This is a genomic window from Streptomyces sp. RB17 (genome assembly GCF_009604455.1).
In the GTDB taxonomy this organism is placed as follows: Bacteria; Actinomycetota; Actinomycetes; order Streptomycetales; family Streptomycetaceae; genus Streptomyces.
Genome location: NZ_WEGL01000008.1, coordinates 427,793 through 440,226, shown reverse-complemented (window position 1 = coordinate 440,226; position 12,434 = coordinate 427,793). Strand labels below are relative to the sequence as shown.

The window sequence follows — 12,434 nt, the reverse complement described above, 5'->3', positions numbered from 1 at the left end:
GTCGGGGCCTCGACATCAGACCGTGAAACTGCTCTTGGGATCGCCTGCGAAGACGGAGGGGTTGCCGAACTCCGTCAGAAGCCGTCGCTCCGCCGTCTGCCACTCGCGGCCGTTCCGGTACGCCGGTACGTCCTCCAACGCGAGCTGTGACAGATCGGGCAGCTCCGACTCGATGATCGCCCCAGCCTGGTCCATCCTGTGCGGCCCTCCCCGTCCCCCGGCGTTCGGCCCTTTCCCCTGTCATTTCATGATGTCCCCGCGACCCATATCCGGAAACCCCGAGGCGGGAAATCAGCGCTCGCCCGGTCCGCCGTCCGTCAGGGGGCCGAACTCCGGCATTGCCTCCAAAAGGCCGAAAACCACGTCGCGTTGTCGGCTTCCGGGGTCCACCTTCCGTATCGCGTCCCGCAGTTGGCGCAGGCCGTCGGGAAACTCGGCGCAGGTGTCGACGAGCCCCAGGACCTCCACCCGCAGAGTGCTGGATCTCGGGATGCTCACCCTCAGCGTCCTGGGCAGACGGCGCAGGACGGCCTCACGGGACTCCTTGTCGGTCATCACCTGCAGCGCTTCGAGGGCCTCCACCAGCGCCTCCCGCGGGTCCGTCTGCTCATCCGCCCCGCCGTACCGCGTCGGCGGGCCGGGCGGGTGGTCGGATGTGGCGGGAATCGGCGGTCCCATCGGTGCGGGCGGCGAGGGCTCGTGCGCCCGCGGGACGGGGAGGGCGAGCACGGGCGGGGCGGCCGGGCGGGGCTCCAGGACGGCCCCGTAGGCATGAGCGGCCAGCAGCAGGTACCAGTTCCGGGCGCGGGCGCCGAGTCCCGAGAAGGTGGTGCAGGTGAGGGCGCCGGCGACGACGGACAGCAGGAACTGGTCCGTCCACGGCTCCCGCCACCCCGCCATCAGGTCGGCGGCGGTGTCCCGCACGCAGTCGACGCGCCGCACCACCTCGGCGGGAAGCCGGTCGGCAAGCTCGTGCCGCGGTGCGACGACGTGGTCGAGCAGCGCCTGCTCCTGCCGGGCCGGCAACGCCCCCGCGACGAACGGCGCGAGCGCCGACAGCAGCAGCATCACGACGTCGCACGTCAGCGCCCCGTCGGCGCGGAAGCCGCCGAGGTCGATCAGCCGGTACGCCTGCTCCAGGACGGTGCCGCGCCGCACCGGGACGATGACGTTGTCGACGTGCAGATCCCCGTGGGTGAGTCCGGTGAGGACCGGCACCTCGGGGTCCGGCAGGTCCGAGTGCCCGCCGAAGACCAGGAGATAGGGATTGGGCAGCCGTCGGCCTCCGGCGTCGAACCAGGGCTCGGTGGACCCGGCCGGCCCGGCGCGACGCCGGGACGCCTCCAGCGAGCGCAGTCCGCCTCCCTCGGGATCGACCTCCCCGCGCACGAAGGCGGAGGCCCGCATCCGACGCGGTGTCACATCGGCCGTGTTCCACTCGGTGAGCAGTCCCCGCACCACGTGCGCGCACGTGCGGGTGAACGTCTCGCCCTCCAGGGCGCCGAGGGGCAGCGCGTCGCGCAGTCCGTCGCCGGCGACGGACTGGAACATCAGGGCTCCCCCGCTCTTGAGGGGGAAGGGCTCGAAGGCCTGCTCGACGAGATGGTCGGCCGCGAACGTGCGGGGTGAGGTCCGCAACACCCTTGCGTGCCGGGCGGGTTCCGTCCGGTGCGGTCCCTCGGGCAGCACCTTCAGGATGGCGACCCTGGGCGGCGGGGCCACCGCCAGCGCCGCCAGCACGGCTCCGGTGTGCCCCTTGCCCGGCGGCAGCCAGGACGGCTGGAACAGGTGCACGGTCTGATCGTTCAACTCGGCCCAGTCGAGCAGGGCTTGAGCGGTTTCGTGGCCCAACCGGTCGGCGAGTTCCGAGGGTTCGGGGACCGGGGACACATACGCCTCCTTGGGCCGCCGGGTACGCGCACGGGTGCCGCACGGCACGGCGGCGTACGCACAGGCCAGTGTTCCATGCCCCTCGCGGACCGGCCAGGGTCCGCCGGGACCGCCGGGACCGGCGGAACCTGCGGGCTGACGGGAATGACCGCGCGGCGAGCGGCGTCATTACGGAAGGATCACCGACCATCGAGGAGTTGAGATGACCGAGGCACTGGTGCTGGGCGGCGGTGGGGTGGGCGGTATCGCCTGGATGACCGGGCTGCTCGTGGGGCTCGCGGAGGCCGGGCAGGACGTCAGCGGGGCCGGTCTGCTGGTGGGGACCTCCGCCGGGTCCACCGTGGCCGCGCAGGTGGGCAGCGGGCTGAGTCTTCAGGAGCTGTACGCCCGGCAGGTGGACCCGGCGTTGCAGGCCGCCGAGATCATGGCCGAGATGGATCTGGAGACGTTCGCGGCGGAGATCGGCGCCGCGACGGGCTCGGGCGCCTCCGTACCGGAGTTGCGGCGCAAGGTCGGGGAGGTGGCGCTCGGGTCGCGGACCGTGTCCGAGGAGGCCAGGCGCGCGGTGATCGAGTCACGGCTGCCGTCGCACGGCTGGCCGGAGCGCGCGTTGAAGGTCGTCGCGGTCGACGCGGAGAGCGGGGAGCCGGTCGTCTTCGAGCGGGCGTCGGGCGTCCCGCTGGTGGACGCCGTCGCGGCGAGCTGTGCCGTGCCGGGCGTGTGGCCGCCGGTGACGATCGGCGCGCGCCGGTACGTCGACGGCGGGGTGCGCTCCATCGCCAACGCCGACCTCGCCGCAGGTGCGGGCCGGGTGCTGGTGGTCGTGCCGCTCGGCGCCGCCGAGCCGTTCCCCAGCGAACACCCGCTGGAGCGGTCGGTGGAGGAACTGCGCGACGGGGGCGCCGAGGTGGTCGTCCTGGCTCCCGACGAGGCGTCGGTGGCGGCGATCGGCTCCAACCCCCTGGACCCCGCCACCCGCGGCCCTGCTGCCGAGGCGGGCCGCACCCAGGGCAGGACGCTGACGCTGCCGTGGCGAGGTTTCACGAACTGACAGTCCGGCTCCCGGAGTTCGGTACACCGGCGCATCCTGCGGCAGACACACCCCAGCGGCACCGACCGTCCGCGAACCCAGCGGCGTCGGCGCCTGGTCCGATCGCCTGTGACACGTCCCGCGACCCAGTCACAGACCCACGGCCAGCAACCGTCCGCCCACCCAGCGGCACCGGCACCTGCTCCCGCCGCGCGCGGCGCTCCCTATGACGCAGGAAGACACCTGCGACAGCGCCCCGTCCACCAGCCCGGCGGCGCCGGCAACTGGTTCGGTCGCCCGCGGCACGTCCGGCCGCGCAGTCACAGACCTACGTCAGCAACCGTCCGCCGCCCCAGCACCACCAGTACCTGCTCCCGTCGCCCGCGACGCTCCCTGCGACGCAGGCACACACCGACGGCGGCGACCCGTCCACCGACCCCGGCGGCACCGGCACCTGCTCCCGTCGCCCGCGCCTCTCACAGCGGTTCGTCGTACACCGAGGGGAGCCGGGTCGGGCGCTGGGCGCGCGCGCTGACCGGCCCGGCTGGTCGGCCGCCCCGGGGGGCTCCGGTGTGCGGCTCCGCCTGGGCGCGCCGCATCGGGACGACGCCGCAGCCGACCCCGGCGAGACACCCCCGCGGCGCTCACCCGTCAGTGCGTCTGCAGGGCGGCGAGCACCTCCGTGTCCGAGAGTTGCTCGAAGTCCTCGTACCACTGCCCCACCGCAGTGAACCCGGCCGGACGGTACGGACACAGGATCGTGTCGGCCTCGCCGGCGAGGTGGTCCAGGGAGTCCGGGGCGCCGACGGGGACGGCGAGGACGAGGTGGGCGGGGCGACGGCGCCGGACGTGGCGCAGGGCCGCGCGGGCGGTGGCGCCGGTGGCCAGTCCGTCGTCGACCACGATCACCGTGCGGCCCGCCGGGTCCGGGGCCGGACGGTCGCCGCGGTAGCGCTGTTCGCGGCGGCGCAGTTCCTGCCGCTCCCGTTCCACCACCGGGGCCATGGATTCCTCGGTCAGGCCGAGCCGGTCCAGGGACCCGGTGTTGAAGAGCGGCGGGTCGTCGCCGACCAGCGCGCCGACGGCGAACTCCTGGTGGTGCGGGGCGCCGATCTTGCGGACGACGAGCACGTCGAGCGGGGCGCCGAGGGCGTCGGCGATGGGCTCCGCGACGGCGATGCCGCCGCGTGGCAGGGCGAGCACGAGGGGATCGACGAGGGCGCCCTGGTCACGCAGGTCGCTCAGTAGTCCGGCGAGTTCCCGTCCGGCTTCGGCACGGTTCCGGAAGCGCATGGCCGTCCTCCTCCGCGGTGCCCCTCCTTCCATGGTGCTACCGGCCGGCCGTATCCGAGATATTCGAACTCACGCCCTATACACTGAGTGTATAGTCACCGCATGCCTCATTCGACCGACAAGATCCCGACGCGGCAGCACGCGACCGGAAAGATGCGCGAGACCGCCCGGAGGTTGCGTCCGGCCGCGCTCGCCTCCGCCGCCCTCGCCCTGGCGCTCGCGCTGTCCGGCTGCGCCAAGGTCGACACCACCGCACCGAGCAGCGTGCGGGCCCGGGCGGCGCACGGTGCCCCGGCGAGGATCGGCACCGTCGACTGCCGCGAAACCAAGTGCATCGCGCTCACCTTCGACGCGGGGCCCAGCGAGAACTCGGCGCGGCTGCTCGACATCCTCAAGGAGAAGAAGGTCCCGGCGACCTTCTTCCTGCTCGGCAAGAACCACATCGAGAAGTACCCGCAGCTGGTCAAGCGGATGGCCGCCGAGGGCCACGAGGTCGCGAGCCACACCTGGGACCACAAGATCCTGACCCGGATATCGGACGCGCAGATACGCGAGGAACTCGAGCGGCCGGACGACGCGATCGAGCGGCTCACCGGGCGCAAGCCCACGCTGATGCGCCCGCCGCAGGGCCGTACGGACAGCGATGTGCACAAGATCTGCAAGGAGATGGGCCTGGCGGAGGTGCTGTGGAGCGTGACCGCCAAGGACTACACGACGAACGACTCCGACCTCATCACCAAGCGCGTCCTCGACCAGGCGTCCCGGGACGGAATCATCCTGCTGCACGACATCTACCCGGGCACCGTGCCCGCCGTACCCGGCATCATCGACGCACTGAAAGCACGCGGATACGTTTTCGTGACGGTGCCTCAGCTGCTGGCACCCGGCAAGGCGGAACCGGGCCGGGTCTACCGGCCCTGACCCCTACGATCGTGCCGTGCCGATCTTCACCTTCGCCCGTACGGCCCCGCTCCCCCTCGATGAGGCGTGGCGCAGGCTGACCCACTGGCCCCGCCACGCCGACGCGGTCCCGCTGACCCGGATCCGGGTGCTCACCGACGGCCCCACGGGCGTGGGCACGCGGTTCGTGGCCCGTACCGGCCTCGGTCCGCTGGCCCTCGACGACGTCATGGAGGTCACGGTCTGGCGCCCGCCCGCCGACGGCGAGGGCGGGCTGTGCCGCCTGGAGAAGCGCGGCCGGGCGGTGCGGGGCTGGGCGGAGATCGAGGTCCTGCCGGGGCCCGGGGGCCGCAGCCGGGTGGTGTGGCAGGAGGAACTGCGGGTGCGCTTCCTGCCGCGTGCCCTCGACGGCGTCCTGGAGGGCACGGCGCGTTATGTGTTCGGACGAGCGGTGAACCGGTTGCTCAGGCGGGCGTGAGCCGGCGCGCCCTCAGGCCACCGACCCGAGCCTTCCGGCCGGCGCCGAGGACATGTCGCGGTGGATGGGGGTGTGCGCGCCGGTGAGCGAGACGCCGCTGCCGCCGCGCCGGGCCGCGACGATCTCCGCGCCGATGGACAGGGCCGTCTCCTCCGGCGTACGGGCGCCGAGGTCGAGGCCGATCGGGGAGCGCAGACGGGCCAGTTCGAGTTCGGTGACGCCGACCCCGCGCAGCCGCTCGTTGCGGTCGAGGTGCGTGCGGCGGGAGCCCATCGCGCCGACGTAGGCGACCGGCAGCCGCAGGGCCAGCTTCAGCAGGGGGACGTCGAACTTGGCGTCGTGGGTGAGGACGCACAGGACCGTACGGCCGTCGGTCTCCGTGCGCTCCAGGTACCGGTGGGGCCACTCGACGACGATCTCGTCGGCCTCGGGGAAGCGGGTGCGGGTGGCGAACACCGGGCGGGCGTCGCACACCGTGACGTGGTAGCCGAGGAACTTGCCGACGCGGGCCAGCGCGGAGGCGAAGTCGATCGCGCCGAAGACGATCATCCGGGGCGCGGGGACGGAGGACTCGACCAGGACGGTCAGCGGGGCGCCGCAGCGCGAGCCCTGTTCGCCGATCTCCAGGGTGCCGGTGCGCCCGGCGTCCAGGAGGGCGCCGGCCTCGGCGGCGACCGTGCGGTCCAGTTCGGGATGGCCGCCGAAGCCACCGTCGCAGGAGCCGTCGGGGCGGACGAGGAGGGCCCGGCCCCGCAGCTCCGCCGGTCCCTCCACGATCCGCGCGACCGCCGCCGCCTCCCCTCGGGCGGCGGCGGCCAGCGCGGCGGCGACCACCGGCCGGACGGGACCGTCCGCCCGGACCGGTGTGACGAGGATGTCGATGACGCCGCCACAGGTCAGGCCGACGGCGAAGGCATCCTCGTCGCTGTAGCCGAAGCGTTCGAGAACGGTTTCCCCGTCCTCGAGCGCCTGTCGGCACAGCTCGTACACGGCGCCCTCCACGCAGCCGCCGGAGACCGAGCCGATGGCCGTGCCGCCGGCGTCCACCGCGAGGGCGGCGCCGGGCTGGCGCGGGGCGCTGCCGCCGACGGCCACCACGGTGGCGACGGCGAAGTCACGGCCCTGCTCGACCCACCGGTTCAGCTCGTCGGCGATGTCCAGCATCTGTCGGTCTCCTAACGGTGTTGCGTGGAAGGGGCGTTGACCCGGCTAGTGCACGCCCAGCGCAGCCCGGAGGGGATGCAGGGAGAAGTAGACGAGGAAGAGCACCGTCAGCCCCCACATGAAGGGGCCGATCTCCCGCCACTTGCCCTGGGCGAGCTTGATGACGACGTAGGAGATCACACCGGCGGCGACACCGGGAGTGATCGAGTAGGTGAACGGCATGATCACGACGGTCAGGAAGACCGGGATCGCGACGGAGCGGTCACCCCAGTCCACATGACGGGCGTTCATCATCATCATCGCGCCGATGGTGACGAGGGCGGCCGAGGCCACCTCGCGCGGCACGATCGCCGTGATCGGCGTGAAGAAGAGGCAGAGGGCGAAGAACCCGCCGGTGACGACCGAGGCCAGTCCGGTACGGGCACCCTCGCCGACGCCGGTCGCGGACTCGACGAACACGGTCTGCCCGGAGCCGCCCACCACGCCGCCGATGGCGCCGCCGGCACCGTCGATGAACAGCGCCTTGGACAGGCCCGGCATCCGCCCCTGGGCGTCGGCGAGGTTGGCCTCGGTGCCGATGCCGATGATGGTGGCCATCGCGTCGAAGAAGCCGGCGAGCACCAGCGTGAAGACGATGAAGGTGACCGTCATGTAGCCGACGTCGCCGAGGCCGCTGAAGGACACCTTGCCGATGAGCGAGAAGTCCGGCATCGACACGGCACTGCCGTGCAGCGCGGGGCCCGAGCCGTTGGCCCAGGACTTGTCGTCGACGAGGCCGGCCGCGTTGACGACCACCGCGAGAACGGTGCCGGTGACGATGCCGATGAGGATGGCGCCGGGAACGTTGCGGGACTGCAGCGCGAAGATGAGCAGCAGGGTCACCGCGAAGAGCAGGACGGGCCAGCCGACGAGTTCGCCCCCGTTGCCCAGGGTGACCGGGGTCGCCGTACCGGCGTGCACGAACCCGGCCTTGACCAGGCCGATGAACGCGATGAACAGGCCGATTCCGATCGTGATGCCGTGCTTGAGCGGCAGCGGGATCGCGTTCATGATCATCTCGCGGAGGCCCGTGACCACCAACAACATGATCACGACACCGTAGGCGACGCACATCGCCAGGCCCTGGGCCCACGTCAGGTCCTTGGTGCCCATGACCAGACCGGCCAGCACACCGGAGACGGAGAGTCCGGCGGCCATGGCGAGCGGCACCTTGCCGAACCAGCCCATGAGGAGAGTGGTGAACGCCGCGCCGAGCGCGGTGGCCGTGATGAGGGCCTTCTGACTCAGGGAGTCGCCGGACTTGTCCGCGCCGCTGAGGATCACGGGGTTGAGCAGGAGGATGTACGCCATCGCCATGAAGGTGGTGACGCCACCGCGGACCTCGGTCCCGAGGGTGGATCCTCTTTCGGATATGTGGAAGTACCGGTCGAGCCACGACCTGCCGGCCGGCGGACGCGAACCCGCGCCCGCGTCGTCGGCGGTGGTCGTGGGCTCCACTGACTGCTGGGTCATGGTGCCATCTCCCAAGGTTCACAGGGGCACCCGTGCAACCGCCTTGGCGGTCACGGGATTTGGGGAATGGACGACCCGGGGGACGGCCCGAGACGAACGTATTTCCTGGTACTTCAAGGACCGCGAGCGGTGCGGAACTCAAAGGGGGTTCCTCCGGGCGGCGCGGCGGAGTGTGTGACGTTCCCTGCGCCGCCCGGAGAGCTGGGGTGTTACGCGGTCCCCGTGAGGTGCTCGGGCCGCACCGGAGTGCGGTTGAGCTCCAGCCCGGTCGCGTTCCGGATCGCCGCGAGGACGGCCGGGGTGGACGACAGGGTCGGGGCCTCGCCGATGCCGCGCAGCCCGTACGGGGCGTGGTCGTCGGCGAGTTCGAGCACGTCGACCGGGATGGTCGGCGTGTCGAGGATCGTGGGGATCAGGTAGTCCGTGAAGGAGGGGTTCCTGACCTTGGCGGTCTTCGGGTCGACGATGATCTCCTCCATCACCGCCACGCCCAGGCCCTGGGTCGTACCGCCCTGGATCTGGCCGATGACGGAGAGCGGGTTGAGCGCCTTGCCGACGTCCTGGGCGCAGGCCAGCTCGATGACCTTGACCAGGCCGAGTTCGGTGTCGACCTCGACGACGGCGCGGTGCGCGGCGAAGGAGTACTGGACGTGGCCGTTGCCCTGGCCGGTGCGCAGGTCGAAGGCCTCGGTCGGCCGGTGCCGCCACTCCTCCTCGATCTCCACGACCTCGTCCTCCAGGACGTCGGCCAGGTCGCCGAGGACCTCGCCGCCGTCGGTGACGACCTTGCCGCCCTCCAGCAGGAGCTCGGCGGTCGCCCAGGCCGGGTGGTAGGAGCCGAACTTGCGCCGGCCGATCTCCAGGACCTTCTCGCGGACCAGCTCGCAGGCGTTCTTCACGGCGCCGCCGGTGACGTACGTCTGCCGGGAGGCCGAGGTGGAGCCGGCGGAACCGACCTGCGTGTCGGCGGGGTGGATGGTCACCTGGGTGACGCCGAGCTCGGTGCGGGCGATCTGCGCGTGGACGGTGACACCGCCCTGGCCGACCTCCGCCATCGCGGTGTGCACGGTCGCGACGGGCTCGCCGCCGATGACCTCCATGCGCACCTTGGCGGTGGAGTAGTCGTCGAAGCCCTCGGAGAAGCCGACGTTCTTGATGCCGACCGCGTAACCGATTCCGCGTACGACGCCCTCGCCGTGCGTGGTGTTGGACAGACCGCCGGGCAGCTGCCGTACGTCGGCGCCCTCGCTGGACTCCCACTGGCGCTCGGGCGGCAGCGGCATCGCCTTGACGCGGCGCAGGAGTTCGGCGACGGGAGCGGGCGAGTCGACGGGCTGGCCCGTCGGCATGAGGGTGCCCTGCTCCATCGCGTTCAGCTGCCGGAACTCCACCGGGTCCATGCCCAGCTTCTTCGCCAGCTTGTCCATCTGCGCCTCGTAGGCGAAGCACGCCTGGACCGCGCCGAAGCCGCGCATGGCGCCGCAGGGCGGGTTGTTGGTGTACAGGGCGATGGCCTCGATGTCGACGTCGTCCACCACGTACGGGCCGACCGACAGGGACGAGGCGTTGCCGACGACCGCCGGGGAGGCGGAGGCGTAGGCGCCGCCGTCCAGGACGATCCGGCACTTCAGGTGCGTGAGCTTGCCGTCCTTGGTGGCGCCGTGCTCGTAGTACAGCTTCGCCGGGTGCCGGTGGACGTGCCCGAAGAAGGACTCGAACCGGTTGTAGACGATCTTCACGGGCTTGCCGGTGCGCAGGGCGAGCAGGCAGGCGTGGATCTGCATCGACAGGTCCTCGCGGCCGCCGAACGCGCCGCCGACGCCGGCCAGGGTCATGCGCACCTTGTCCTCGGGCAGGCCGAGGACGGGGGCGATCTGGCGCAGGTCGGAGTGCAGCCACTGGGTGGCGACGTAGAGGTGGACGCCGCCGTCCTCCTCGGGCACGGCGAGGCCGGACTCGGGGCCGAGGAAGGCCTGGTCCTGCATGCCGAAGGTGTACTCGCCCTCGACGATCACATCGGCCCGCTTCCGGGCCTCCGCCACGTCGCCGCGGACGATCGGCTGGCGGTGCACGATGTTCGGGTGCGGGACGTGCCCGGAGTGGTGGTCGTCGCGGCCCTCGTGGACGAGGACCGCGTCCGGCGCGAGGGCCGACGTCTCGTCGGTGATGACCGGGAGTTCGCGGTACTCGACCTTGATCTTCGCGGCGGCGCGGCGGGCCGTCTCCGGGTGGTCGGCGGCGACGAGCGCGACCGGCTCGCCGTGGTGGCGTACCTTGCCGTGCGCGAGGACCGGGGTGTCCTGGATCTCCAGGCCGTAGTTCTTCACCTCGGTGGGCAGGTCGTCGTACGTCAGCACGGCGTACACGCCCGCCGTGGCCAGGGCCTCGGAGGTGTCGATGGAGACGATCTCGGCGTGCGCGACGGTGGAGCGCAGGATCTGGCCCCACAGCATGTCCTCGTGCCACATGTCGGACGAGTAGGCGAACTCGCCGGTGACCTTGAGGGTGCCGTCCGGGCGCAGTGTGGACTCGCCGATGCCGCCCTTGGTCTGCGAGCCCTGCGTGATCTTCGTAGGGGTGCCGGTGGGGGCACCTCCCGCTCGAGCGGAGCCGAGAGTGGGGGACGGCATGTCAGACCTCCTCGGACTGGCGGGCGGCAGCCAGGCGGACCGCGTCCATGATCTTCTCGTAGCCCGTGCAGCGGCACAGGTTGCCCGACAGCGCCTCGCGGATGTCCGCGTCGGTCGGGTTCGGGTTGCGCTCCAGGAGTTCGTCGGAGGCGACGAGCAGACCCGGGGTGCAGAAGCCGCACTGGACGGCGCCGGCGTCGATGAACGCCTGCTGGATCGGGGAGAGTTCGGTGCCCTCGCCGGTCTGGGAGTCGGTGCCCCTGGCCTGCCGGCCCTTGGCCGCGTCGAGCGAGGTGCCGCAGTCGCCGCTCGCGCAGCCGCCGTGCTCCTCGCGCTGCTTGGCGTAGTCCGCCAGGCCCTCGACGGTCACGACGTCGCGGCCCTCGACCTGGCCGGCCGCGACCAGGCAGGAGCAGACCGGCACGCCGTCCAGGCGCACCGTGCAGGAGCCGCACTCGCCCTGCTCACAGGCGTTCTTGGAACCCGGCAGGCCGAGGCGCTCGCGCAGGACGTACAGCAGGGACTCGCCCTCCCAGACGTCGTCGGCCTCCTGCGGACGTCCGTTGACGGTGAAGTTGACGCGCATTACGCAGCTCCCTCGGTGGTGCGGTGGTTGCCGCGGTACGACTCCCAGGTCCAGGTGAGCGTCCGGCGGGCCATCACGCCGACCGCGTGGCGGCGGTAGCTCGCGGTGCCCCGGACGTCGTCGATCGGGTTGCAGGCGGCCGAGCACAGCTGGGCGAACTGCTTGGCGACCGACGGGGTGATGACCTTTCCGTTGTCCCAGAAGCCGCCCTCCTGAAGGGCCGCGTTCAGGAACTCCTCGGCGGCCTTGGCCCGCACGGGCGTGGGCGCGGCCGAGCCGATACCGGTCCGGACGGTACGGGTCTCGGGGTGCAGGGCCAGGCCGAAGGCGCACACGGCGATGACCATGGCGTTGCGGGTGCCGACCTTCGAGTACTGCTGCGGGCCGTCGGCCTTCTTGACGTGGACGGCACGGATCAGCTCGTCGGGCTGGAGCGCGTTGCGCTTGACGCCCGTGTAGAAGTCGTCGATCGGGATGAGACGGGTGCCGCGGGCCGCCGACTCCACCTCGACCTCGGCGCCGGCCGCGAGCAGGGCGGGGTGCGCGTCACCGGCGGGCGAGGCCGTGCCGAGGTTGCCGCCGACGCCGCCGCGGTTGCGGATCTGCGGGGAGGCGACCGTGTGCGAGGCGAGCGCGAGGCCCGGCAGCTCGGCACGGAGATGCTCCATGATCCTGGTGTACGGGACGGAGGCGCCCAGCCGCACGCTCTCCTCGCCGACCTCCCACTCGTAGAGGTCACCGATGCGGTTGAGGTCGAGCAGGTACTCGGGCCGGCGGTGGTCGAAGTTGATCTCGACCATCACATCGGTGCCGCCCGCAATCGGCACAGCGGTGGGGTGCTCGGCCTTCGCGGCGAGCGCCTCCTCCCAGCTGGCGGGGCGAAGGAAGTCCATGACCGGCTCTCTTCTTCGTCTCAATGGGTCGTACAGATTGAGCCAATCCGTGTGCGGC

At 71.9% G+C, this 12,434-nt stretch carries 11 protein-coding genes; 3 read left to right on the top strand and 8 right to left on the bottom strand.

Annotated features, from left to right (window positions below; genetic code table 11):
- Positions 1–15 precede the first annotated feature (15 nt).
- A complete protein-coding gene (locus SRB17_RS33305) occupies positions 16–195 on the bottom strand; it encodes a hypothetical protein (RefSeq protein WP_153543900.1) in 180 nt (59 codons plus the stop codon).
- A gap of 96 nt (positions 196–291) precedes the next feature.
- A complete protein-coding gene (locus SRB17_RS48235) occupies positions 292–1,890 on the bottom strand; it encodes an effector-associated domain 2-containing protein (RefSeq protein ID WP_153543898.1) in 1,599 nt (532 codons plus the stop codon).
- 202 nt (positions 1,891–2,092) lie between these two features.
- Here SRB17_RS48235 and SRB17_RS33295 point away from each other — a divergent pair, with 202 nt between their 5' ends.
- Positions 2,093–2,941 (top strand): patatin-like phospholipase family protein, encoded by an 849-nt coding sequence (locus SRB17_RS33295; RefSeq protein ID WP_153543896.1) that lies wholly within the window; start codon positions 2,093–2,095, stop codon positions 2,939–2,941.
- A 630-nt stretch (positions 2,942–3,571) separates the two neighbouring features.
- On the opposite strand, the gene SRB17_RS33290 is transcribed toward SRB17_RS33295, so the two are convergent.
- A complete protein-coding gene (locus SRB17_RS33290; RefSeq protein WP_153543894.1) occupies positions 3,572–4,213 on the bottom strand; it encodes a phosphoribosyltransferase in 642 nt (213 codons plus the stop codon).
- Between the two features lie 153 nt (positions 4,214–4,366).
- On the opposite strand from SRB17_RS33290, the gene SRB17_RS33285 reads away from it, so the two are divergent.
- Both SRB17_RS33285 and SRB17_RS33280 read left to right on the top strand, forming a co-directional pair.
- Positions 4,367–5,134 (top strand): polysaccharide deacetylase family protein, encoded by a 768-nt coding sequence (locus SRB17_RS33285; protein WP_228396426.1) that lies wholly within the window; start codon positions 4,367–4,369, stop codon positions 5,132–5,134.
- 16 nt (positions 5,135–5,150) lie between these two features.
- Positions 5,151–5,591, top strand: coding sequence for an SRPBCC family protein (locus SRB17_RS33280; RefSeq protein ID WP_323376601.1), 441 nt, complete (start codon positions 5,151–5,153; stop codon positions 5,589–5,591).
- Between the two features lie 12 nt (positions 5,592–5,603).
- Here the strand turns inward: SRB17_RS33280 and SRB17_RS33275 are convergent, their stop codons facing one another.
- The 5 genes from SRB17_RS33275 to SRB17_RS33255 all read right to left on the bottom strand — a co-directional run bounded on the left by SRB17_RS33275 (position 5,604) and on the right by SRB17_RS33255 (position 12,376).
- Positions 5,604–6,755 carry an XdhC family protein gene (locus tag SRB17_RS33275; protein ID WP_153543891.1) on the bottom strand — a complete coding sequence of 384 codons (1,152 nt, stop codon included), beginning with the start codon at positions 6,753–6,755 and terminating at the stop codon, positions 5,604–5,606.
- Between the two features lie 45 nt (positions 6,756–6,800).
- Positions 6,801–8,267 carry an NCS2 family permease gene (locus tag SRB17_RS33270; protein ID WP_153543889.1) on the bottom strand — a complete coding sequence of 489 codons (1,467 nt, stop codon included), beginning with the start codon at positions 8,265–8,267 and terminating at the stop codon, positions 6,801–6,803.
- Between the two features lie 209 nt (positions 8,268–8,476).
- Positions 8,477–10,897: a xanthine dehydrogenase family protein molybdopterin-binding subunit gene (locus tag SRB17_RS33265; protein WP_153543887.1), complete on the bottom strand. Its 2,421-nt coding sequence runs from the start codon at positions 10,895–10,897 to the stop codon at positions 8,477–8,479.
- Position 10,898: 1 nt separating this feature from the next.
- Positions 10,899–11,483 (bottom strand): (2Fe-2S)-binding protein, encoded by a 585-nt coding sequence (locus tag SRB17_RS33260; protein ID WP_153543885.1) that lies wholly within the window; start codon positions 11,481–11,483, stop codon positions 10,899–10,901.
- A complete protein-coding gene (locus tag SRB17_RS33255) occupies positions 11,483–12,376 on the bottom strand; it encodes an FAD binding domain-containing protein (protein ID WP_153543883.1) in 894 nt (297 codons plus the stop codon). The genes SRB17_RS33260 and SRB17_RS33255 overlap by 1 nt, the downstream gene beginning before the upstream one ends.
- Positions 12,377–12,434: the final 58 nt, after the last annotated feature.